This is a genomic window from Acinetobacter sp. (assembly GCF_041919735.1).
Classification (GTDB): Bacteria; Pseudomonadota; Gammaproteobacteria; order Pseudomonadales; family Moraxellaceae; genus Acinetobacter.
In genome coordinates this window covers 87867-110142 of record NZ_JAYRTF010000007.1, presented here as the reverse complement: position 1 = coordinate 110142, position 22276 = coordinate 87867, and the positions used below count along the sequence as shown (strand labels likewise).

Annotated in this window: 18 protein-coding genes and 7 tRNA genes; 16 read left to right on the top strand and 9 right to left on the bottom strand. The window is 46.3% G+C overall.

Annotated features, from left to right (window positions below):
* Window positions 1–28 precede the first annotated feature (28 nt).
* Entirely contained in the window at window positions 29–1309 is a 1281-nt protein-coding gene (locus ACE3T3_RS05960; RefSeq protein WP_374665013.1) for an MFS transporter, read from the top strand.
* Entirely contained in the window at window positions 1306–2649 is a 1344-nt protein-coding gene (locus ACE3T3_RS05955; RefSeq protein ID WP_374665011.1) for an amidase, read from the top strand. Before ACE3T3_RS05960 ends, ACE3T3_RS05955 begins: the two co-directional genes overlap by 4 nt.
* 72 nt (window positions 2650–2721) lie before the next feature.
* On the opposite strand, the gene ACE3T3_RS05950 is transcribed toward ACE3T3_RS05955, so the two are convergent.
* The gene (locus tag ACE3T3_RS05950; RefSeq protein WP_374665009.1) at window positions 2722–3594 is read right to left on the bottom strand and encodes an ATP-binding protein; all 873 of its coding nucleotides are present in this window, start codon (window positions 3592–3594) and stop codon (window positions 2722–2724) included.
* A 198-nt stretch (window positions 3595–3792) separates the two neighbouring features.
* Between ACE3T3_RS05950 and ACE3T3_RS05945 the strand changes: the two genes are divergently transcribed.
* The 9 genes from ACE3T3_RS05945 (at window position 3793) to ACE3T3_RS05905 (ending at window position 7142) form a co-directional block, all read left to right on the top strand.
* The gene (locus tag ACE3T3_RS05945; protein WP_374665007.1) at window positions 3793–5304 is read left to right on the top strand and encodes a DUF3336 domain-containing protein; all 1512 of its coding nucleotides are present in this window, start codon (window positions 3793–3795) and stop codon (window positions 5302–5304) included.
* Complete coding sequence (locus ACE3T3_RS05940) at window positions 5282–6157, top strand: protein kinase (protein ID WP_374665005.1); 876 nt, start codon at window positions 5282–5284, stop codon at window positions 6155–6157. Before ACE3T3_RS05945 ends, ACE3T3_RS05940 begins: the two co-directional genes overlap by 23 nt.
* A gap of 106 nt (window positions 6158–6263) precedes the next feature.
* Window positions 6264–6348: transfer RNA gene (locus ACE3T3_RS05935), tRNA-Leu, on the top strand.
* 37 nt (window positions 6349–6385) lie between these two features.
* Window positions 6386–6459 (top strand) — tRNA-Trp (locus tag ACE3T3_RS05930).
* 37 nt (window positions 6460–6496) lie between these two features.
* Window positions 6497–6581: transfer RNA gene (locus tag ACE3T3_RS05925), tRNA-Leu, on the top strand.
* A gap of 104 nt (window positions 6582–6685) precedes the next feature.
* A tRNA-Leu gene (locus ACE3T3_RS05920) sits at window positions 6686–6770 on the top strand.
* Window positions 6771–6807: 37 nt separating this feature from the next.
* A tRNA-Trp gene (locus tag ACE3T3_RS05915) sits at window positions 6808–6881 on the top strand.
* A 37-nt stretch (window positions 6882–6918) separates the two neighbouring features.
* Window positions 6919–7003, top strand: a tRNA-Leu gene (locus ACE3T3_RS05910).
* 53 nt (window positions 7004–7056) lie between these two features.
* Window positions 7057–7142: transfer RNA gene (locus ACE3T3_RS05905), tRNA-Leu, on the top strand.
* Window positions 7143–7356: 214 nt separating this feature from the next.
* On the opposite strand, the gene ACE3T3_RS05900 is transcribed toward ACE3T3_RS05905, so the two are convergent.
* The gene (locus ACE3T3_RS05900) at window positions 7357–7560 is read right to left on the bottom strand and encodes a hypothetical protein (protein ID WP_374665003.1); all 204 of its coding nucleotides are present in this window, start codon (window positions 7558–7560) and stop codon (window positions 7357–7359) included.
* A 421-nt stretch (window positions 7561–7981) separates the two neighbouring features.
* Between ACE3T3_RS05900 and ACE3T3_RS05895 the strand changes: the two genes are divergently transcribed.
* Window positions 7982–8254, top strand: a complete 273-nt coding sequence (locus ACE3T3_RS05895; RefSeq protein WP_374665001.1) for a hypothetical protein — start codon at window positions 7982–7984, stop codon at window positions 8252–8254.
* Between the two features lie 154 nt (window positions 8255–8408).
* Here the strand turns inward: ACE3T3_RS05895 and gloB are convergent, their stop codons facing one another.
* Complete coding sequence (gene gloB, locus ACE3T3_RS05890; RefSeq protein ID WP_374664999.1) at window positions 8409–9140, bottom strand: hydroxyacylglutathione hydrolase; 732 nt, start codon at window positions 9138–9140, stop codon at window positions 8409–8411.
* Window positions 9141–9326: 186 nt separating this feature from the next.
* Window positions 9327–9908, bottom strand: coding sequence for a flavin reductase family protein (locus ACE3T3_RS05885; RefSeq protein ID WP_374664997.1), 582 nt, complete (start codon window positions 9906–9908; stop codon window positions 9327–9329).
* A gap of 224 nt (window positions 9909–10132) precedes the next feature.
* Between ACE3T3_RS05885 and ACE3T3_RS05880 the strand changes: the two genes are divergently transcribed.
* The 3 genes from ACE3T3_RS05880 to ACE3T3_RS05870 all read left to right on the top strand — a co-directional run bounded on the left by ACE3T3_RS05880 (window position 10133) and on the right by ACE3T3_RS05870 (window position 15491).
* Window positions 10133–11521, top strand: coding sequence for an L-cystine transporter (locus ACE3T3_RS05880; protein ID WP_374664995.1), 1389 nt, complete (start codon window positions 10133–10135; stop codon window positions 11519–11521).
* Window positions 11522–11658: 137 nt separating this feature from the next.
* On the top strand, window positions 11659–12492 hold the full coding sequence (locus ACE3T3_RS05875) for a PhzF family phenazine biosynthesis protein (protein WP_374664993.1): 834 nt from the start codon (window positions 11659–11661) through the stop codon (window positions 12490–12492).
* 230 nt (window positions 12493–12722) lie between these two features.
* Window positions 12723–15491: a M16 family metallopeptidase gene (locus ACE3T3_RS05870; protein WP_374664991.1), complete on the top strand. Its 2769-nt coding sequence runs from the start codon at window positions 12723–12725 to the stop codon at window positions 15489–15491.
* A gap of 178 nt (window positions 15492–15669) precedes the next feature.
* Here the strand turns inward: ACE3T3_RS05870 and ACE3T3_RS05865 are convergent, their stop codons facing one another.
* Window positions 15670–16734, bottom strand: a complete 1065-nt coding sequence (locus tag ACE3T3_RS05865) for an amidohydrolase (protein ID WP_374664989.1) — start codon at window positions 16732–16734, stop codon at window positions 15670–15672.
* A 196-nt stretch (window positions 16735–16930) separates the two neighbouring features.
* Window positions 16931–17326 carry a DUF3144 domain-containing protein gene (locus ACE3T3_RS05860; RefSeq protein WP_374664987.1) on the bottom strand — a complete coding sequence of 132 codons (396 nt, stop codon included), beginning with the start codon at window positions 17324–17326 and terminating at the stop codon, window positions 16931–16933.
* A 109-nt stretch (window positions 17327–17435) separates the two neighbouring features.
* Between ACE3T3_RS05860 and ACE3T3_RS05855 the strand changes: the two genes are divergently transcribed.
* Window positions 17436–18068 carry a hypothetical protein gene (locus ACE3T3_RS05855; RefSeq protein WP_374664986.1) on the top strand — a complete coding sequence of 211 codons (633 nt, stop codon included), beginning with the start codon at window positions 17436–17438 and terminating at the stop codon, window positions 18066–18068.
* Window positions 18069–18150: 82 nt separating this feature from the next.
* Here the strand turns inward: ACE3T3_RS05855 and ACE3T3_RS05850 are convergent, their stop codons facing one another.
* The 3 genes from ACE3T3_RS05850 to ACE3T3_RS05840 all read right to left on the bottom strand — a co-directional run bounded on the left by ACE3T3_RS05850 (window position 18151) and on the right by ACE3T3_RS05840 (window position 22242).
* Complete coding sequence (locus ACE3T3_RS05850) at window positions 18151–18657, bottom strand: hypothetical protein (protein ID WP_374664984.1); 507 nt, start codon at window positions 18655–18657, stop codon at window positions 18151–18153.
* 346 nt (window positions 18658–19003) lie between these two features.
* Window positions 19004–20542, bottom strand: a complete 1539-nt coding sequence (locus ACE3T3_RS05845; RefSeq protein ID WP_374664982.1) for a CHAD domain-containing protein — start codon at window positions 20540–20542, stop codon at window positions 19004–19006.
* A gap of 239 nt (window positions 20543–20781) precedes the next feature.
* The gene (locus tag ACE3T3_RS05840) at window positions 20782–22242 is read right to left on the bottom strand and encodes a CYTH domain-containing protein (protein ID WP_374664980.1); all 1461 of its coding nucleotides are present in this window, start codon (window positions 22240–22242) and stop codon (window positions 20782–20784) included.
* Between the last annotated feature and the right edge of the window lie 34 nt (window positions 22243–22276).

The following is a 22276-nucleotide window of genomic DNA, read 5'->3' as shown; positions in this document are numbered from 1 at the left end:
AAATGAGACGCTTATGGATGAGTCTAAAATGCAAAAAACAATTTCCACCGAGGGAAATGTATCACAAAAGAAAGTTATTCTTGCAGGAACTGTAGGAAATGCTATTGAATGGTTTGACTGGACGATTTATGCGACTTTTGCGGTATTTTTCTCAAAACAGTTTTTCCCATCAGATGATCCAACGGCATCATTGCTTGCGACCTTTGCAATTTTTGCTGTCGGATTCTTTATGCGTCCGCTGGGCGGAATCGTGCTGGGCATCTTTTCTGACCGTTTTGGCCGAAAAGCGGCATTGGCTGCCACCATCATCATGATGGCGGGCGGTTCATTGATGATCGGCCTTTCTCCAACGTATGAATCAATCGGTATCTTTGCGCCGATTATTCTGGTGCTGGCGCGATTGCTGCAAGGCTTATCTTTAGGCGGTGAGTTTGCTTCAGCCGCGACCTATCTTTCAGAGATGGCGCCAAAACATAAGCGCGGTTTTTATTCGAGCTTTATGTTTTTTAGTTCGGCGATTGGTATTTTAATGGCATCAGGTCTTGCTTGGGGCTTAACAAGCGCTTTGACTGAGATGCAAATGAATGAATACGGATGGCGTGTTCCTTTTATTCTTGGCGCAATTGGCGGCTTAATTGGCATGTGGATCCGTAAGTCCGTACCTGACAGCGAAATGACCCATAAAAAAGATACGGTAAAGAACCCTTTGGCTGTGCTGATTAAACGCCATCCAAAAGAAACCATGCGGATTGTCGGCATTTCAATTTTAACGACCTTTGCGTTCTATATTTTTGTGGTTTATGTCCCGACCTACGCGATTAAAGTGCTGGGTGCTGAGCCGCAGACAGCTTTTGCTGCAAATACAGTCAGCATGATTATCTTTATGCTGTGCCAGCCTGTTTTTGGATGGTTATCAGATAAAATCGGCCGTAAACCGCAATTGATCGTGTTTGCTGTTGGCTATTTGGTTTTCTTTTATCCAATTATTAAATGGATGGATGGAACATTTGCTTCGATTTTATTGGTCGAACTTTTTGGACTGGTTTTATATGCTTTATATACGGCCATTGGCCCAGCGGTTATGTCAGAACAGTTTCCAACGGAAGTCCGAGCCGTAGGCATTGGCGCGCCATATAACTTAATGGTGGCTTTGCTCGGCGGTACAACGCCTTACGTGCTCACTTGGCTGCAAAGTATCGGTAAGCAGGATTACTTCTATTTTATGGTTTTAGTCGGCGCTTTATTAACGTTAATCACATTTATTAAAATGCCTGAAACGGCAGGAAAAGGTTTGGAAGATATAAAATGAATATAGTGAATTTATCTGCACTTGAGCTGGGCCGTCAAATTGCCTGCAAAAAGATAACTTCAGCTGAATCAGTTCAATTTTATATTGATCGAAATCTGAAATTTAAAGATCTCAACTGCATTTCGGAACTGTTCGAGTCTGAGGCTTTGGAACAAGCGAAACATTTGGATGAGCTGCTTCAGCAAGGCACGCGGTTGAGCCCATTTCATGGCGTGCCAATTTTATTGAAAGATAATTTGGATGTGGCAGGTCATATCACGCATGCTGGAACAGTTTATCTCGATCAAATAGCGCAAGCGAACTGCGAACTTGCAGATCAGCTGCAGGCTTTGGGCTTTGTGATTTTGGGTAAAACCAAGATGACGGAGCTGGCATTTGGCCTGTCAGGACAGAACCCAATGCAGGGCACACCTAAAAATCCTTGGGCTGAACAGCAATTTGCTCCAGGCGGCTCTTCATCTGGCTCAGCTGTCGCTGTGGCTTCCGGTCTGTGTCCTATGGCATTTGGCGGCGATACTGGCGGTTCAATTCGAACTCCTGGAGCTTTAAATGGCGTGTTTGGGTTTAAGCCATCGAGTTATCAAATTGCAGGCTATGGTGCAGTTCCGTTATCTAAAACCTTGGATACATTAGGGCCTTTTTCACGTTTTGCTGATGATATCAGCACTTTGTTTCCGCTGCTAAGTAAGGTAAGTGCTGAATCCGCTTCAGCTGAAAATGTGATTTACGCTTTGGATGAATCTGCATTTCCTTATCCGCTCGAGCCGGAAGTATTGGCTCTATGGCGTGAAGGGGTGAAACGCATAGAATCTTTGGGGATTGAAGTTAAAGCTTGGCAGCCGCCTTTGAATTTTGATTTTCAGGATTTGTCAGATCGAACGTCCGACATTATTGCGTATGAAAGTTATCTATATCATGGTGATTCAGCTGAAAATCATGAAATTCCGATGTGGGAGCTGGTTCGACAGCGTATTCTGCGCGGGAAAACAATTACCCCGCAGCGATATGAGACGTTAATTGCAGAGCGTGCTCAATTTCAGCAAGATTTTGAGGCGTCTTTAAATGGCCAGTGTTTGCTCTTTCCAGTGAGTCCATTTATTTCAGCAGTATCAAGCGCGGCTGATACTGAGTTTAGCCACGTAGGTGAATATACTCGGCCATTTAATTATCTAGATGCGCCTAGTTATGCCTTCCCAATAGGGCAGAGTGAGAATGGCTTGCCTATGGGAATTCAGCTGGCCTCATATCAGGGCAATGATGCGAAAGTGATGAATGCTGTGCAAAAAATTGCGAATGGCTTAAATATTCGATCTGTTTTGCCGCCGCGCTGTCAGGATTAAATTGTTTAATGCTTCCTGAGATTTAAAGCTGAGACAAAAAAGAACCGCAAAAGCGGTTCTTTTTATTGATGACTATATTTGTTTCAACTGCTGCGAACCAATCCAATGCTTTGAAAATTGATACGCTGCACGGCCTGAACGCTGCCCGCGGCTTTGGCACCATCTTAAGGCTTCAGCGCGCGCTTCTTCAGTCCATGGCATAGATGCTTTCGCCAAATAGTGCTCAACAATTTCCAAATACAGTTTTTGATCCATTGGGTAGAAAGAGAGCCATAAGCCAAAACGGTCAGACAGTGAAATTTTTTCTTCAATCGCTTCCTGTGGATGCAGCTCGGTATATTGCGGCACGTCGACTTTGGTGACGGGCGTATTTTCATGCATGAATTCAGGCAGCAAATGACGGCGGTTGCTGGTGGCGTAAATGATGAAATTGCTGGAACCGGACTGCAAAGAACCATCTAAAACACTTTTTAAACTGCGGTAATTTTCATCTTCGGCATTGAACGCTAAATCATCGCAATACACGATGAATTTTTCTGGGCGATCCGCGATCAGTTTTTGAATTTCAGGCAAATCAGATAAATCGTCGCGTTCAATTTCAATCAGGCGCAAACCGGCAGATTCATATTCGGTCAGCAGGGCGCGGACAATGGATGATTTTCCTGTTCCGCGGGAACCGGTCAGCAGCACATCATTGGCCGGCAAGCCCTGTAAGAATTGCAATGTATTTTGAATCACTTTTTCTTTTTGCCGTTCGATGCCTTTTAAATCGTCCAGATACATTTTCTTGGGCTGATGAATGGCTTTGAGCTGTTTGTCTTGCCATTTATAGGCGGCGCTGGAAAAGTCGGGCGCTTTTTTAATTTCAGGCAAGCTTTGCTGCAATTGCAAGAGCACAGTAGAGAGTGACTCTAAAATATTATCTGGCAAATCAATGGTTGGCATGAGTTTTCAGCTTGTGATTAATCAATGAATAGATGCAGTATTGCATTAATAATGTATAGTATTTCAATAATGTATAGCATTTCGGCAAGATATGCCAACTGTTGCAAAATTTTAGCTATTGAATTGAAGTTCAAATTTTGCAACAGTTGAATATGCATAAAAGATGCAGACAATCAAAGCCAGCGCAGAGAGATAGATATGCTACTGAAAGACTTTGCTAGGGATATTAATCCGCACCAAGCGTATCGCATAAAAAAATTACAGCGCAAATTGGACACTGCGGAAAGCTACGAAGAATGGAAGAATACTGCACTGAAAATTGACGAAGAATCCGGCGCTCAGGAATGGAAGCTGGACAACTGTTCTCCTTATTTTGATGCCGAAATCATTGTGCACCGCTTGTCGCTGCTGAAGCGCTACAGGCAGCAAAACCGCACGCGCGATTTAATGTATATTTTAAGTGAAGGCTTAACCTATGATATTGCCAATATTGCGCATCCGCTTTTATTTTCAGTGACCTATGTCGGCACCAAAAAAATCATTGAAGACTACGTTGCAGAAGTGAGTGAGAGCTTGGCGTATATTGCTTCGGAACAATGCGAATGCCTGAGCCTTGAAGAGAAAATCACGTTTTTTGAACACAGCCAGAAAGCATTTGGCCAGCCGGCGCTGATGTTCTCTGGCGGTTCTACATTGGGGTTGTTCCATACCGGTGTATGCAAGGCGCTGATGGAACAGGATTTGATGCCTAAAGTGCTGTCTGGATCGAGCGCGGGCGCCATTATGACGGGCATGCTGGGCGTATCTAAGCCTTCCGACTTTATGGAAATTTTAAAAGGCCATAATTTTTACAGCGAAGCCTTTCATTTTAGAAAGCTCAGCGATTTGCTGCGCGGCAATGGCGGCTTGGCCGATGTTAAATATTTAAAAAACTTCCTCAAGGAAAATTTGGGTGATGTGACTTTTGCTGAAGCGCAAAAAAATTCGGGCCTGAATATCAATATTGCAGTTGCTCCTTATGACACCTCGCAAGATGCCCGCATTATGAATGCCTATACCTCGCCAGACTTGCTGGTGTGGAGCGCCGTGCTGGCATCGTGTGCTGTGCCGATTTTATTTCCACCTGTGAAGCTGACCAGCAAGCGTTATGATGGCCAGTATACGCCGTATATGGCATCTACCCGCTGGGTGGATGGCAGTGTACGCAGTGATTTTCCGCAAGAAAAAATGGCGCGCCTGTACAATATCAATTATACGATTGCCAGCCAGGTGAATCCGCACATTGTGCCGTTTATGCAAAATGACGTGTCCAGATTTCGTAAAGATATGCTGAGCTGGCCGGAACGGATTATCCGCCGGCAGGGTAAAGTGATCACCAAAGGCGTGATGGATTTTGCCCGGGAACGTGTCGGAAGCGTGCCGCCTATCCGCCGTTTGCTGGATCATGGCTATGGTGTGGTCGATCAGCGTTATTATGGCGATGTGAATATTGTCGGCAAGCACAGCCTGCGCCATTACAGCTACATGCTACAGAATCCCCGTCCATATTTATTTAAAACCTTGCAGCGCGAAGGCGAGCGGGCCACATGGCCTAAAATTTCACTGATTGAAATCCATGCGCGGGTGGGCAAAACCATTCAGCACTGCTTGGAAGTGCTGAATTATAAAAACGCGCCTGAACAGCAGCATGCCGAATATATTGCCGTTTGATCTTCGACTGCTGCAAAATGCTGATGTTCAATGCATGAGCAAAACGCAAAGTTTGAGCTTTGGCCGTTATTTATATCAGCTGCAGTTCAATCCGGCTAAGTGCATTGAAACATCTGCTGATGCTTCATGGGGTGCCGCAGCGTTTTGGCTAAAAGGGCAGAGCATGCAGCCCAATGGCTCCAAGCATGCGCAAAGCGGTTTTTTGCAAGAGCTGTCCTCGTATCAGCAATGGTCAGAGCAGCGGGCCAGCTTTTTGCTTCCGCATCAGATTCTTTCCATTGCGCAGCTGCCCGTAGAAATCGGCGGCGCGCAGATGCATCCGCAAGCCTTGCTGCTGCCGCATGCGCCGTCATTTTTTGAGCAAGACCCGAAATCTCTGCGCAGCGATGCTATTGCCGCCTTAATCATGCAGGCGGTGAATGCTTTAGATGCCTTGGCGCAAACAGGGTGGATTCATGCCGACTTAAAAGCTGAGCATTTCGTTGTTTATGCGGGGCAAGTCAAGCTGATTGATTTTGAGCAGGCCGTCATGATGGAGGCTGAACCTCCGGCAGTGATGAATGCGACCCCGCGCTATATGGCGCCGGAATTGTTTCATGGTGAAGCAAAAAGCATGCAAAGCGAAATTTATGCTTTGGGGATTGTGCTGCTGGAATGGCTGACGGGGCAAAGGCTGCAGGCCCGCAGCTATCAGGACTGGGCATATTTGCATTGCCAGTGGTTAATAATTGATCTTCCGGAACAATTTGAGGTATTCCTGCCGATTTTGCAGACCATGCTTGCCAAGAAAAAAACGCTCAGAATACGTGATTATTATCAAATAAAAATGCGCTTAATGACTGAAATTGTTTAAGAAAAGCGCTGAAATCTTTTTTTGTTTTTTATTTAAGCAAACAAAAGGCTTTTTTCTAAAAAAGGCTTGTCATATACAGGTGATCTCTATAATATACACAGCCATCGGGGACGTGGCGAAATTGGTAGACGCACTGGATTTAGGTTCCAGCGCCGCGAGGTGTGAGAGTTCGAGTCTCTCCGTCCCCACCACTTAAAACTTGAGCGCAAGCTTGAGGATTAAGAAAATAGAGGATTGGTGTAATGGTAGCATGACGGTCTCCAAAACCGTTCGTCAAGGTTCGAGTCCTTGATCCTCTGCCAAGCTTTAAGAAAGACTGACTTAGGTCAGCACCCTGATGGGGACGTGGCGAAATTGGTAGACGCACTGGATTTAGGTTCCAGCGCCGCGAGGTGTGAGAGTTCGAGTCTCTCCGTCCCCACCATCAAGTATTAAAGCAAGGTCAGTTTTACCTTGCTTTTTTATTGCAGGATTTTGAAGCAAAAAAGTACAGAAAGTCCATTTATTTTGATATAACTGGCACCCGATGGGGACGTGGCGAAATTGGTAGACGCACTGGATTTAGGTTCCAGCGCCGCGAGGTGTGAGAGTTCGAGTCTCTCCGTCCCCACCACTTAAAACTTGAGCGCAAGCTTGAGGATTAAGAAAATAGAGGATTGGTGTAATGGTAGCATGACGGTCTCCAAAACCGTTCGTCAAGGTTCGAGTCCTTGATCCTCTGCCAAGCTTTAAGAAAGACTGACTTAGGTCAGCACCCTGATGGGGACGTGGCGAAATTGGTAGACGCACTGGATTTAGGTTCCAGCGCCGCGAGGTGTGAGAGTTCGAGTCTCTCCGTCCCCACCATCGTAAATAAAGCTTAAAAGTCCACTTATATGCGAGTATAATTGGCGACCTACGGGGATATGGCGGAATTGGTAGACGCACTGTGTTCAGGTCGCAGCGCCCTCTGGGCGTGAGAGTTCGAGTCTCTCTATCCCCACCAAATTCAAAAAAGCAAGGCTATAGGCCTTGCTTTTTTATTGCCTGAAATAACGCAGGCATTGGATTTATGGCCGGGCAGCGAGCTGGCTGAAAAATATATAGGCTGGCGCAAAGATCATATCAATCAAATTCTGCGCATTAAAAAACCCTCGCAGAGGAGGGCTGTATTTGTTCCGAAAAATCCATTTTTCTCGATCAAAATTGGCAAAGATGATTTATGCCTTCAGATGATCTTCAAATTCTTCACCCAGCTGCATGGCTAAAGCATTGCCGCTAAGGTCATAAGTCACCAAGCCGTATTCTTTTTTAAAGCTGAAAGAGAAACCTTTATTGTCTGCTAAAGTCCGGACGTTATAGCCTAATTTTTCAAGCCAAAGACGAAATGCGATCAGATTTTTTGCTTTAACCACTTTTTTCACGAGCGAACTCCTTATTCATTAATAAATATTTAATAGGGATGTTTAAATATTTTTTAAAGGGCAAAAATCAATATTTTTCTAAATTACATTTTTTTGCTTGAAAAACAAACTGAGATAAGTGGTGATTTGATCTGAATCATAGAATATGTTGCTGATTTAAAATTAAAAAATAACAATGTAACCAATTATATTCAGAATTAACTTGAAACAAATAGTTCATCAATAGGTCTTATACTCTGGCTTGATTGACTGCAGATCATGCAAATGATAACAATTCATCTGTTATAAAAAGAATATAAACATGCCGATCACACTAATATGCCATCATATGACTGAATTGCTTTATGTTTAAAATAAAGCAGGGCGCATTTTGCCTTTATTCAACCTGCAGATGAAAAACAGAAAAGAAGGAGCAATCAGCATGCGGTCCGAAACAATTGAACAATTTGTGGCCAATCGCATTGAAAAAATGCAGCAGGACAATCAGCAGCCGGCTGCGGTCATGCTGGGGCATGAAGATTGGCTGATCTTTGCGGAGCAGTCAGAGGTGGCTTACACACCCTTTGGCAGCGCGAGACGCTATCAGCCGGCGCTAGGCGGTTTGCTTTTAGTCCGTGTAGATGAAATGCATGCGCTGCGTGTGGTCACACAGCCTGAACTGGATGAGTTTGCGCAAGGCAATCAAATTCTGTAATTGGATTGCCGGCGTGGATGGGATATTACGCATCCTTTAAGCGTTAAAGCGAATATCCATATGTTTGAATGCGTAGAGCCGATGACCCGCAATTAAGCTCGGCTTTTTCAGCATTAAAACGTGAATCATCATTGAAGATTTAAAAGTTCTAAACTTAAAAGTTATCTTTCATTTCTCTTAAGCGCTGAAATTCAGCTGTATTTTCTGCCCGGATAAATGGATTGGTTTCCAGTTCCAGCTCAATGGTGCTGGGCAAAGTGCATTGACCGAGCATGCGCTGCGCTTCAACGTGCTCAAAGCGTTCCTGTATGGCCTTGTTATGCGGTTCTGCCTGCAGTGCAAACTGGGCGTTGGAAAGCGTATATTCATGCGTGCAGTACACTTTGGTGCGCGGCGGCAGGGCAGCCAAGCTGGTCAAGGAGCTGAACATCTGCTGATGCGTGCCTTCAAAGACGCGGCCGCAGCCCATGGCAAATAACGTATCGCCGCAGAACAGCACATCCAGCGCATCAATAAAATAAACAATGTGGCCTAGAGTGTGTCCAGGTACGGCAATAATATCGATATTCAAGCCATGAAACTCCACATGGCCTTCATCTGCCAGCGGATGAGTGATAAACGGTATTTTGCTGAGTTCATCCCGCGGGCCATATACCGGAATATTGCGCCCAGCGATCAGCGCAGGCACGCCGCCGATATGGTCTTTATGCCAATGCGTCAGCCAAATTTGCGTTAAGTTCAGCTGATGTTCCTGGCAGTATTGCTCGACTAAATCGGCTTCAGTGGGATCAACAGCAATGACGTCATGCGAGCTTTCATGTTCGAGCAGCCAGATATAATTTTGAAGCGCATTTTTGACGTCTATACAGTGGATTTTAAAAGTCATTGGATACACTTCTCATAATTTTTGCATTGAAATCAATGTAGCATCTAAATCCAAAAAGTTGAATCTTCGATCAAGAATATTGAGATGAATACGCTTCAAAAAAGACGGCAGAATGTGCAGATCAGTTTTGAATCCTCAAGGGATTTATAAGCCTATTCATCTTTAGGGCTGAGTGAATTTTAGGGCCTATTCATCATGGCCGATGCTGACCGGGCTGCCAATGGTGTAAAAATGACCGCCGGCGACATGGTGCAGGCTTTTCCATTCGTCATCGGCATCTTCATAATGCCAGTGGCCATCTCTGAAAACCCGTTCATCCGCATAGGCGGCAATGACTTTGCCGATAAATAAATCATGAGACTGCTGATTATGCGGTTCGGAAATCAATTCACACAGCAGCCATGCAGAACAGCCTGCAACGGCGGGAATAGTGGAATTTGGAAAGTGAAATAATTCCGTACCGGATTGGCGGAGCTTTTCCGGCGCATCTTTTAAACTGATCATGCCCAAGGCATAGACCATTTTGAGCTGTTTGAGCGTCGGCACCTGCAGGGCAAAATAGCCGGATTTTTCAATGATTTCACGGGTCTTTGTGCTTTTATCCAGCACGACCGTCACTTTCGCCGGACTGAATTCCAAGGCGCATGCCCAAGCGGCGGTCATGACATCGGCATGAGCTCCATCTTGGGCGGAGACCAGCACAGTCGGGCCATGATTCAGCAAGCGGTATGATTTTTCCAACTCAACGGGAAGAAGATGTGAAAGCATGCAGTAAACCTGAATTAAGACTCTATTTTAAAGATAAGGCGGGATGTTTGTGCTGCTGAGCAGGACGCAAGCGAAATATTGAATAAGCCTGGAATAATCTGATCTGCATCAATGGATTATTTCTGACCAGCAGCCGAAATCCATTTTTAGACTATTACAAAATATGCCGCTGGGATCAACCGCCAGCAAGGGTATAATAGCCAAATGGAAATCAAGGAATCATCATGAATACGCCATTAATACTGAATATTGCAGTGTTTATTGCGCTTTTGCTCGTTTTGGCGCAAATGCATAAAACCCAATGGAGCCTGTCAAAGAAAGTTTTTGCGGGTCTGGGCTTAGGGGTATTATTTGGCTTTGGGCTGCATGCGGTTTACGGCAGTTCGCCAGAGGTGTTAACCGAATCAATTCAGTGGTTCAATATTGTCGGCAGCGGCTATGTCCGGCTGCTGCAAATGGTGGTGATGCCGCTGGTGTTTGTTTCAATTTTAGGGGCCGTCATTCGGCTGCATGACGCCAGTTCATTAGGGAAAATCAGTGTCATCAGCATTGGCACGCTGCTGATCACGACTTTTATTGCCGCTTTGGTTGGTGTCATCGTAACAAACCTATTTGGCCTGACGGCTGCTGGGTTGGTGCAGGGCACGCAGGAAACGGAGTGTTTAAACCAGCTGAATACTGAATACATATCTAAAGTGACGGATTTAAGCGTACCGGATTTGGTGCTGTCATTTATTCCAACCAATCCTTTTGCTGAACTGACCGGCGCGCATCCAACGTCTATCATCAGCGTGGTGATTTTCGCAGCGATGCTGGGCATGGCCGGCATTAAGCTGATTAATGAGGATGCTGAAAAAGGCCACCGGGTGCTGATTGCGATTGAAACGCTGCAAGGCTGGGTCATGAAACTGGTGCGTCTGGTCATGCTGCTGACCCCATATGGCGTGTTTGCTTTAATTACTAAAGTTGTCGCAAGTTCAAATGCGGCAGATATATGGAATCTCGGCGGATTTTTAGCGGCGTCTTATATCGGCCTCGCGATTATGTTTGCTGTACATGCGCTGATTTTGCTTATGACAGGCATCAACCCGCTGAAATTCTTTAAAAAAGTCATGCCGGTCTTGGCGTTTGCTTTTACCAGCCGTTCCAGCGCGGCCAGTATTCCTTTAAATATTGAAGCGCAAACCCGCCGCGTTGGCGTGCCGGAATCGATCGCCAGTTTTTCTGCCTCCTTTGGCACAACCATTGGGCAAAATGGCTGCGCTGGACTGTATCCAGCCATGCTGGCGGTGATGGTGGCGCCGACAGTCGGCATTAACCCGCTGGACCCTTTATGGATCTTGACCTTGATCTCAGTGGTTACCCTCAGTTCGATTGGGGTTGCTGGAGTCGGCGGCGGCGCGACATTTGCTGCGCTGATAGTGCTTCCGATCATGGGCCTGCCGGTGACTTTGGTGGCTTTGCTGATTTCGATTGAACCGCTGATTGACATGGGCCGTACGGCATTGAATGTGAGCGGCTCAATGACTGCCGGAACAGTGACCAGTCAATTGCTGGGGCAAACAAATAAAACAATTTTCAATCAAGATGATGTGGATTTAACGCATGTTTAAAGCCACAATCTGAACATATGGTTCATCCTATAAGTTCAATGATAAAAGCCAATACCGCATGTATTGGCTTTTATTTTTTTAGCTGGAAAAGTCTGGCGGGCAGAGCTTATCCGTTCATCAAGCAGGGGAAGATATACATGAAAATGTATCAGGTAGATGCGTTCACACAGCAGTTATTTAAAGGCAATCCCGCAGCGGTTATTGTGCTGCACGACTGGCTGGATGACACGCTGATGCAAAATATCGCACTGGAAAATAATCTATCTGAAACGGCTTTCGTCAAAGTGCTGGATGCGCAAAATTATGAAATCCGCTGGTTTACACCGACCACAGAGGTGGACTTTTGCGGCCATGCCACACTGGCCAGCAGCCATGTCATATTCAAAGATTTTACCGATGCTTCACAGATTCAGTTTCATGTTGCAAATTTAGGCATCTTTACAGTAGAGCAGGCCGCAGATGGCAAGATTCAAATGAATTTTCCCATGCGCCGCGCGCAGGCCGTGCAGGACTATCCTGAACTGTTAAGGCAGGCTTTGACGAAGCCGTTTAAGCAGGTGTATTTGAACGCGCAGGCCTATATTGTCGAATATGAATCGGTGCAGGATGTGCTGGATGAGCAGCCTGATTTTGAGCTGCTGAAGCAATTGGGCCGCATCCGTACAGCGATTACCGCTTCAGATGCGGATGTTTCGCTGGATGTTGCTATTACCTCAAACAGTCCGCAGTACGATTGCGTATCCCGCTATTTTGCACCGGCAAACGGCATTCCTGAAGATCCGGTGACGGGTTCGATCCATACTGGCATCGTGCCGATTTGGGCCGCTAAGCTGGGTAAAAATGAGCTGATGGCGTATCAGGCTTCGGCGCGCGGCGGTGAGCTGTATTGCCGTATTTTGGAGAATGAGCGGATTGAAATTTCGGGTTATGCCAAGCTGTATATGCAGGCGGAAATTTCAATAGACGCGTAAAATTGCAGAAAATTAAGCGGGCATTCAGTTTTGCCCGTTAATTTTTATTCCGTATTTTCTTATTCCGCATAGCAGGCATGGTTTGAGCGCATCTTCGTGCCTTTGCTGGATTCATGCGGCAGATGCAGAAAAGATACAGCCAAAATGCCAAATTACGGTATATGATGAGAATCATTCTCTAAAATGAACAGCATTACAAATTAATAGACTTGATTGGAAAGATTTTATCCATGCGTTTTAAACAGCTGACTCTCTCACTTTTTTTCCTTGGCTGCAGTTCAGCGATATTCGCGCAGCCTGTTCTGGTGAAAACAGAACAAAATATTGAAGAATATAAATTGGATAACGGTTTCCGCATTATTCTTGCGCAGAATAATAAAGAAAACAAAATTTTTATGAATACGGTCTATCAGACGGGTTCATTGAACGATCCAAAAGGCAAAGGCGGTTTGGCGCATTTGCTGGAGCATTTGGCCTTTAAAGGCACGCAGAATGTTCAAGGCGATGAGTTCCAGCGCCGTTTAGATCAATATACTTTATCGACCAATGCCAGTACGGATTATTATTCGACCAAATATACCAATATTGTGCGTCCTGAACAGGCGGCTTTAAATGAGGTGATTCATCTTGAAGCTGAACGTATGGACAAGCTGGTGCTGCAGGAAAAATATGTACCGTCGGAAATTGCGATTGTAAAGCGCGAACGTGAAGTCCGTTTGGATCAGCCGTTTGCAGTGCTGATGGATCAGGTGTTTAAAAGCGCCTACGGCAATCAGGATTTGGGCCGTTTGCCGATTGGCGACTTGAATGAGCTGCAGTCGATTAATATGCGCGAGCTGAATCAATTCTACCGTGCATGGTATGCGCCGAATAATGCGGTCATGGTGCTGTCGGGCAAGTTTGATAAAGCCGCTGTGCTGAAGCAAATTGATGCGCAATTCAGCCCGATTGCTTCACGCGCCATACCCGCGCAGGCGGTTGTGCCGAAACTGGATGGCAGTAAAATTCAGCAGCGCCAGTTCAGCGTGCAAAAAGGCAGCGATCTTGCCAAGTTCAATATTTATTTGAATGGCGAAGATCCGTCTATTGTGAAAGCGCTTTCGTTAACGCCGGTGCTTTATACCATGCAGCCGAGCGGGCATTTGTATAAAAGCATTGTCGAAACCGGGGTGGCCACGGGAGTAATGGCTTCGACCTGGCTGGATAAAGATTTTAATTTGGTGTTCTTAGGCGCAGTATACGCGCCGAATCATGATGCCAAAAAAGTTCAGGCTGAGCTGAATAACGGTGTCGAGCACAGCAATGATTTTGATGAGACGGAGCTGAACCGTGTCAAAAGCATGACACGCAATCAGGCAGATAACATTAAGAACAATGCCGCGGCTTTGGGATCGCGCATCAGTGATTATTATGTGGCGCATAATGGTGACTGGACACAATACTTTAAAGATTTGGATGGCATTCAAAAGCTGACGCCGGCCGAAGTCAATCAAGCTTATAAAGCTTTTCTGACACCAGCGCACCGCATCAGCGGCGACATTTTGCCAACGCCGGAAGATCAAAAAAAGGCGGTGGAGCAGAAAAAAGAAGGGCCGGCAAAAACACTGGATCAGCAAGCCGCTCAGGAAGAGCCGCTGAAAGATGCCAGTGTGTATAAAGCGGAAGTGCAACAATACCTGCAGCAGTCTAAAGACTATTTAGAGCAGAAAGAAAAGCAGATTCAGCGCGGCAAATTGAAAAATGGCATTCAATATGCACTGTACCCAACCGCAACGCGCGATGACAAAACCTATGCATCGATTGCCTTGGATTTTGGCACAGCCGAATCGCTGATGAATAAAGATGTGACTTTAGATCTGGCCGCCTATCTGCTGTTCCGCGCATCTGAAGGCAAGAGCCTGCAGCAGATTGCGGATAAAATTATTGAATCCGGCGGTTCTGCCAGTGTCAGCGCCAGCGGCAATAGCTTTAACCTGCAAATTTCAGCGAAAAAAGACCAATTTGAAGATTTCTTCAAATATTTCTTAGAAGCGCTGAAAACGCCTGAATTTGAACAGACACAGTTTGATCTGATTAAATCGCAAAGCCTGTCCAGCTTAGACCGTCCGTATACCGAACCGGATACTGTGGCGGCGCTGACTATGGCGCGTTTAATTGAAATACATCAGCCGGGAGACCTGCGCTACCATTTTGAACCGGACTTGGCGAAGCAGCAATATCAGGCCGCCACCCGTGAACAGGTGCAGCAGCTGTATCAGCAGTTCTTTAAAACCAATCATGCACAAATTGCCATTACTGGTGATTTTGATGCCAAACGCATGCAAAAGCTGCTGAAAAAAGAATTCGGCAATTGGAAAACTTCTGAGCCTTATGCGCGCTTAACCGATGAATATACCGTTTATAAAGCGCAGAAAGTGCATGCTTTGTCAGAGCAGCGCGAGTTTGGCAGCTATCAAGCTATGCTGACCTTGCCTGTGGGGATAGAAAACCCAGACATGCCGGCATTGCAAGTGTTCCGTCATATTTTGGGCGATTCGCAGCTGTCTTCACGTTTAGCGCAAGAGCTGCGTGAGAAAAATGCGCTGGTGTATGGTTTTGGCGCCGATGTGAATTTTGACAGCTGGACGGATTCAGGCGCTTTGCTGATCAGCGCTAATTATACCGCTGGAAAATCCGCACAGGTTTCACAAACCGTGCATCAAGTGCTGCAGCGCATGCTGGATAAAGGCGTGACTGAACAGGAGCTAGAGTCTGCAAAGGCTTCGCTGCTGAAAAAGCGTGTAACTGCGCTGGAAGATGAGCGCCGTATTCACAGCATGCTGATTCCGCAGCTGGAAAAAGGGCGCGATTTGGTTGACCGTGAAAAACGCGATCAAGACATTGCGAAATTAACCAAGGCAGATGTAGACGCGGCGATTAAAAAATATATCCGCCTCGATCAGCTGGTGGAAGTGATGGCGGATCAATATGGCCAGGCGCAGGGTACTGCTAAAAAATAAAGTGATGGCGCTTTTTAAAGCGTTATGGCTTTGCTGAACGCCTTGGAACCCAATCAGCTTGATTGAGCTTCAGCAAAAAACTCCCAGCAGCTTCAAGCTCTGGGAGTTTTTTATTGCGGGGTTTTGATTTATTGGGAGCAGTGTGAGCTGTTTTAGAGCAGCGGAGTTCAAGACAGATTCACATGCGGTAAAACTGTTTGGCATTATTTCTAAAGACCTGCGGCAGCGCATCGGGATCATACGCGGCGACCGCATCACTGAAAGCATCAATAAGACTGACCAGTGAAGCGCTGACACTGTCCATCGGGAAGTTGGAGGCGAACATCACGCGGTAGGGGCCAAAGCAGCTGAGCGCATGGCTGATCAGCGGATGCGCCAAATCAAAGATTTCTTCCTTGCTGGCTAAACGGCGCTCTTTATGAAAGCCGTGGCCCAATACGGGCATAAATAAGCCGGACATTTTGGTATAGACATTCGGACAGCGCGACAGTTCAGCAATATCTTCCTGCCAGCGGAACAGGATATTTTCACGCGCTGTTTTGGTGACACCGGTATATGCGCCGATAGAACCGAATAAACCGGCAGGCGTGCCGAAATGATCCAAAACAATGGAGGTTTCTGGAAAAGCTTTTGCCAATTGGATGAGATCCGGCAGCTGTGTGGAATAAACCCAGGCATCGAAGCTTAAATCCATGGAGGCCAGCGCTTCAAAACCTTTCATGAATTTTTTATTGCTGTACAAATGCGGTTCATCCGCCCAGGCATGAATGCGGCGGTCTTCATGAACAGCGGCCATTTTGCGGATGCCGCGGAATCGGCTGGACGCTTTTTGATGCAGTTTTAAAATTTTCTTAAAGCTGCTGTCCCTTGGGTCTGCTGTGCCGACGATTGCGCCCAGCTTTAAGCCTTCCTGCTCAAAAGGCAGCTGAGAGACAAATTCAGTTTCACCAACGACGCCTTTGCCTTTGCTGTTATGCCAGCTGGCTTCGACATGCACCGCCTGATCGACAGCATAGCGGCCTGTATCGGCTTTATAATGGGCAGGCAGATAGGGCGAGGTGACATGCTGAGTCAGGCCGAGCGTTTCAATCAGATCGTCAGGCTTGAGCATGCGCATCATTTTGTCCAGCAGCTTGGGATGCTTGCCCAGCAGTTTTACAGCAGCAGAGGCCGCATGCGGCGTGTGATAGGGATCCCATTGGTGTATATGTGCATCAATAATGCCAAAATCGAGCTGCTGCATAATTTTCCCTAAAGTGCAGAAATAATGATCAATCAAACTTTTATCATAAAAATAAAGCAAATCTGTAAAAAATTGACAAAACGCTGCTGATTTGATGGTGGAAAAATGCGCTCCATGCAAACAATAAAAGCCCCGCAGGGCTTTTAAATCGTTTATTTAGCACAGCAATAAAAGGCTGCGCTCAAACGGGGCGCGTTTAATGATCGTGGTCATGATCATGCTTATTGGCATGGAATTCTTCATTGTGGCGGAAGCGCAAATAGTTTTCGAACTGTTCGCAGTATTCGTCGTAATTGTCTTCCAGCATCATTTGGAACTGCTGCAAAATATAAGACATCACTTGATCTTTCGCATCGCGCATTTCATTGCCGTCTTTGAAGTTGTTGGCGGCTACCCATGTATTGAAACGGGCTGTGCCGAACAGCATGGCGGCGCTGACTTGACCGCGCTTTTCTGCCGGTTTTTCTTGGCTGCCTTTTTCTGCACGGCTGAATTCGTTTGCAAGTTTGATAAATTCATCAGCACGTTCAAAGAAAGCCGCATTTAACGCTTCTTCTTCCGTTACATCGGCTGCATCAATCTTTTGAACCATGAATTTTTCCTGACATCTAAAATCTTAAAGGCTAATTATAGGCAAAGCCTTGCAGAAACAAAACCATTGACTTAATCTAAAAATAGCCTAAGCAATATGGACCGTTCCCATGCAAGATGCAATTGCAGTACAAAGTTTAAAAAGCGACATTGCTTTATTGCGTCAAAACATCTGGCCGCCGGCAAATTTAGCCAATGTGGAGGGCCTGCCGATTTACTACGGCAGCAAAGCGCAGGTGGATGAATACTATAAGCAATGGGCAGGGCTGATTGAGCGGGCGCAGGATCTGTTTCAGCCTTTTATGGAAGATGAGGTGCTGGATGCTGTGCATCTGCCGAGCCATTTGAATCTGCCGCTGTTCTATTTTCATGTGGATCGCATCCGCATTAATAAAACCCGCGCCAAAGAATCCAAAACTTTCCGCGGCATTGCCAGCCTGGTGGAGAAATGCGGGCAATTTGAAGCGCATGAAATCGCCGCTATGCACCGCTGGCTGGATGCAGATGACAGCGCGGCTTTGGTGGCGCACCGTGAGTTTATCGATTTACGCACCTATGTATTCCAATATGGGCAAAGCGAATATACCCGCACGCGGTTTTATGTGAATGGCATCGTGCTGAGTGTGGAAAATGATTTTCAGCTGGTCGATGCGCGTGATAAGCCGCGTAAACAGCGCAATGACAGCTACAGTGACCCGCTGGCAGACAATAAAACCTGGAAAGTGTTTGGCAAATACCGTTAACAGCTGCTATAAAATGCAGCGCTGCTCAGCCGGGTGATTCAGAGAGATTGTGTATGGCATGGTTTGCTGGGGAGACGGGCTTTTAAGGACATGCCTGAATTGAGGCATTCTGCAGCTCATCAATGGCAATAAATCCCTGCATGGCCTGAAAAGTACCGCTTTGCAATGTGAGCTTTAAACAGTCACCTGCTTTGACTTCGGAAAGCGCCGCTGCATTGTGCCTGGATAAATTCAGCGTATAGATGCTTAACTGTCCTTCTGTGGTTTGAATCTGATAGGATTCTTCGCCGTAATTGTCTGGATTATTGTCTAAAACTTTAAAGACTTTGCTGTTGGCTTTGCGCTGAGCCGCGTCCGCGGGCGGAGCGCTTTTCTGCCTATCGTTTTGAGATATGTTTTTATCTGGATTCGGCTGATTATGCGCTGTATTGCGAGAGGCCGAAGGGTTGCTGCTGTTTGCCGAGGAAGGATCAGTTTGCGCAGTATTGGAATATGAGGCGGAAGCATGATCCTGCGGCTGTGAGTTTGGCTCGCTGCAGGTGCTGAGATGCCAGCTGAAGATCAAGGCTGAAAGCATTTTATTCATCATCTAACGTCCCTCTATAGTTGATGATTGAGGCTGAAAATCCAGCGCGGATACCTGTATGAATATCCGCATGAATACCCAGATGAATGGTTTGGTCTGATAAAAAGTATGTTCTGATAACACGGCTGCAATGGCTGTAAGATCTGCAGGCGGTCAGCTATTCAAAATTCTAAAATGTCCTGATTTTCAGCTTTGACATAGTTTTAAAATCAACTGCTAATCTTCAAATATGTGCTGCTCAAAGCGATCATTTTCAGGCCTATGCCAAATCTATAGCAAGAGCCTGAGGGATTTTGCGGCAGCTCAGAACTTGGCTTACTTGATTTAGCTTGCTTAACTGAATAGGTGCTTACCAAAAGGGTTTGGCTTGGCGAAATGCTTTCAGGCTTTGCATGATGTGTTTGGTGATCTGCTGTTTTTCCGCCGCGATCCAGCCCAATACAAACCAATGTTTTGGCTGTTCAGCAGCCGCGGCCTCAAAAATAGCGTGCGCGACAGCGAGGTCATTCAAGCGGCCCAAATCTTCCTGCAAGGGTTTTAGCGCTTTTAAATAGGCTTTGACAGCCTTTTTTTCATAGTGTGATGCTGCAAATTCGATGCTGTAGCGCAGCGTTTTAACGCGTTTGCGCAAACGGTGCTTGTCTTCATCCGGCAGGTGTTCAAACTGCAGTGCGGCTTGGCAAATGCGTGAATGCATGCTGTGCAGCCGTTTTTTCAACGCTTTGTCCAGTTCGATGCTTTTTTGCGGCACGGCATGCGCAAATGCAATCAGCTCCAGCAACAGAAAAGCCGTCTCCTGTTTTTGAAAGATCAGGCTGATGTTCTGCTCTGTCTCATTCAGTGCCGGCGGCAACTGCAGGATGGGCGAACCGGCAGCCGCCAGCTGAGGCATGAGGCTTTCTGTGAGGGCGTCGTAGTTGCGGGTGCTGCCCAGCTGCCGAAACAGGTCTGCGAGCTGCTGCTGCCAAATGGCCGCTCTTGAGATAATCGGCGCTTCAAAAGCAAAGGTTTTGAGTGCGCTGCGCAAGCGCCGTATTGCAACACGGGCTTGGTGCACATGCTCAGGCTGATACTGATTCAGTGCAATTGCGCTGGAGTTTGGCAGCAGATGCTCAAGGCAATTGGCGGTCATTTTTTGCAGCGCGCTGCGGCTGTTGTCTTGTTGATTCAGCAGCAGGGCGGTTTGATACTGTACGGGCGCTGTGTTTAAGCCTTGCTGCAGCCGCTGACCGCAAAGCGCTTTGCTGCTGCTGTCCAGCCAGATGCCGTATTTTTTGATCCAAGGTTTGATCGTGTCAATTAAATCCTGAATGCTGCCTTGCTTCAGTTCAAATTCAATTTCATATACTTCATGGCTGTTGCCATTGGCTAAAATCAGGCCTTGATCTAAAGAAACTTCAATTTGGCTGGCATTGATTGTTTCAGCATTGATCGCGCCATTGTCTTCTGGAGGAGAGTGGGTTTGAGGGGAATGGATGAACTGAATAAAGCGCTGGCGCCGGATCTGCGTTTCGAATTGCAGGCTGCATGCCGTTTTCACAAGCGGTTTGAGCAGCTTACGCAGGTTTTTTTGCTGCAGATAGGGCAGCACATCAATGCGGCTGTCAGCATCATTCAGCGCTGCTGCATGGGAGGGATCTTCACTGTCAAGCTCCGTCTCGATTTCAATGCGTTCAAGATGGTTTTTAGGCGCTTTTAAGGTTTGCCGCCATTGGCCATTTTCTTGGCGCTGACGCAGCGAGATGTGATGCCGCTGCAGAAAATGATCTGCGGTATCAAAATACTTGGCATGCAGTTCAACGTGTTCAGGCTTTTGCTGTAGCACAGCGCGGGCCAAGGCTTTACGTTTGGCCGCAGGTATCTGAAATTTAAGCTCAATCTCTATCATCGCAGTACAATCCTTATGCTCAAATAAAAGCCGCGGCGCATCAGCAAGAGATTCAACTATAGAATGAATTGATTAATAAATATACATGTGGATTATGCTGGCAGCATAAAAAATGCGGACAGATGAATGCCCGCATTGGTTTAACGCTCTTAGCTGAAACAGCACCTGTATCACCAGCGTTGGCAGGTGATAGGGATTGTATTCTAAGCTTCGGAGTCGTTAGGAACATTAAAAGCGCATTATTTAATGAACTTGCGGCTCACCATAAACTGTTCAGTCGCTTCCAGCAGCTTTTGCGCATACACTTCCTGCTTGGCGGTCAGCCAGCCTAAGACAAACCAGTCGCTGGCTTCCAGTTCGGTCTGCTGAATATACGCGGCAGATGTCGCCAGCACTTGATACTCTTTCGCAGCCAATTGCGCATCATTCAAGGCTTTGCTGTATTTCTGCAGATTTTTGACATCGTAAATTGAGGTTAAAACTGGGAAACTGAATTTCAGTTCCTGAATTCTGGCCGCCAGCGCATCTAGGCTTTCAAAGTTGGCAATATCCGCTTCATTCAGGCATTCCTGCAGCGCCTTATATTGATTTTGCAGGGTATTTTGCGCATACCATTTTAAGTCATGCTGCTGCGGCTGATCTTGAGTATTCAGGCTGAACATCATTAGCTCTAAATAGTGATGCACATTCAGGGTAGATTTCACTAAATTATGCAGCTTTTCTTTGGCATACAGAATGTCTTTGGCCAAGCTCTCAGACGTTGTACGGTTCTGCAAGAAAGTGCCCAACGTGTTTTGCATATGTTCAAAATGCTGCAGCTGCGCAAACTGCTGCTCAAAAGCTTCTAGCTGATAGCCCCATTTATCGGAGATATCACTGTTCCAATCCTTAAAGAGGGAAAGAGTCAGCTGCAAGTGCTGCAGCGCCAATTGTGCTTCATCAATATGTTCCTGCGACGCGGTTTGCGCAGACATGGCGGCAATATTCGGCAGTAGGTGCTGCAGCTGCTGCGCAACCAGCTGGCGCAGGTTTTTATTGGCTGGGTCTTTTTTGCTGAGCACAAACTCTTTGGATTGGGTTGCCGGGCTAGCCGCCTGCTGCATTGCCAATAAATTGCCCAGTTCAGCTTTGCTACGCACATCAAGCCAAAGCTGATATTTTTTAACCCATTCAAAACTAAAGGCCAATAAAGACTGAATTGAACCGCTTTTCAGTTCAAATTCAACTTCATGTACTTCCTGTTCTGAAGATGCAGTACGGATACAGCCAATATCTAAGCACACTTCAATTTGCGCATCTTGATATTCAATCACACGGAAAGTTCGAGTAATATCTGTTTCAAATTGCAGGGTTAACTGATCTTGCTCTGTCCCTAATGCATTTTGCAGGACGGTTTTCGCTTCTGGATGGTCTGCATAAATGTCGAGTTTAAGCTCAGGTGCCTGTTCTAGTTCGCCTAGATCTAGATTATGTTCAAAGCGTTCGATGTGGCTTTTACCCGCTGCTTTCAAGGTCTGAATCCAGCGGCTGCCTTCAAGGCGCTGACGTAAAGCGGCATGCTTTTGCGCCATTAAACGGTCTGGCGTATCAAAATATTTGGCTTTCAGTTGAATCTGCTGTGATTTTTTTGGATCAATTGCCTTGAGCAGCGCAGTGCGGCGCGCTTCAGGAATTTGAAATTTCAACTCAACTTCAACCATGTTTCTGTCCTAATTTATATTGGGCATGACCGCG

Excerpts from the sequence above, each read along its gene's own strand:
- ACE3T3_RS05870 (WP_374664991.1), top strand. The coding sequence starts at position 12,723 with ATGCGTTTTAAACAGCTGACTCTCTCACTTTTTTTCCTTGGCTGCAGT.
- ACE3T3_RS05960 (WP_374665013.1), top strand. The coding sequence starts at position 29 with ATGCAAAAAACAATTTCCACCGAGGGAAATGTATCACAAAAGAAAGTT.
- ACE3T3_RS05860 (WP_374664987.1), bottom strand. The coding sequence starts at position 17,326 with ATGGTTCAAAAGATTGATGCAGCCGATGTAACGGAAGAAGAAGCGTTA.
- ACE3T3_RS05895 (WP_374665001.1), top strand. The coding sequence starts at position 7,982 with ATGCGGTCCGAAACAATTGAACAATTTGTGGCCAATCGCATTGAAAAA.
- ACE3T3_RS05880 (WP_374664995.1), top strand. The coding sequence starts at position 10,133 with ATGAATACGCCATTAATACTGAATATTGCAGTGTTTATTGCGCTTTTG.
- ACE3T3_RS05865 (WP_374664989.1), bottom strand. The coding sequence starts at position 16,734 with ATGCAGCAGCTCGATTTTGGCATTATTGATGCACATATACACCAATGG.
- ACE3T3_RS05850 (WP_374664984.1), bottom strand. The coding sequence starts at position 18,657 with ATGATGAATAAAATGCTTTCAGCCTTGATCTTCAGCTGGCATCTCAGC.
- gloB (WP_374664999.1), bottom strand. The coding sequence starts at position 9,140 with ATGACTTTTAAAATCCACTGTATAGACGTCAAAAATGCGCTTCAAAAT.
- ACE3T3_RS05940 (WP_374665005.1), top strand. The coding sequence starts at position 5,282 with ATGCCGAATATATTGCCGTTTGATCTTCGACTGCTGCAAAATGCTGAT.
- ACE3T3_RS05955 (WP_374665011.1), top strand. The coding sequence starts at position 1,306 with ATGAATATAGTGAATTTATCTGCACTTGAGCTGGGCCGTCAAATTGCC.
- ACE3T3_RS05950 (WP_374665009.1), bottom strand. The coding sequence starts at position 3,594 with ATGCCAACCATTGATTTGCCAGATAATATTTTAGAGTCACTCTCTACT.
- ACE3T3_RS05875 (WP_374664993.1), top strand. The coding sequence starts at position 11,659 with ATGAAAATGTATCAGGTAGATGCGTTCACACAGCAGTTATTTAAAGGC.
- ACE3T3_RS05885 (WP_374664997.1), bottom strand. The coding sequence starts at position 9,908 with ATGCTTTCACATCTTCTTCCCGTTGAGTTGGAAAAATCATACCGCTTG.
- ACE3T3_RS05945 (WP_374665007.1), top strand. The coding sequence starts at position 3,793 with ATGCTACTGAAAGACTTTGCTAGGGATATTAATCCGCACCAAGCGTAT.
- ACE3T3_RS05855 (WP_374664986.1), top strand. The coding sequence starts at position 17,436 with ATGCAAGATGCAATTGCAGTACAAAGTTTAAAAAGCGACATTGCTTTA.
- ACE3T3_RS05845 (WP_374664982.1), bottom strand. The coding sequence starts at position 20,542 with ATGATAGAGATTGAGCTTAAATTTCAGATACCTGCGGCCAAACGTAAA.
- ACE3T3_RS05840 (WP_374664980.1), bottom strand. The coding sequence starts at position 22,242 with ATGGTTGAAGTTGAGTTGAAATTTCAAATTCCTGAAGCGCGCCGCACT.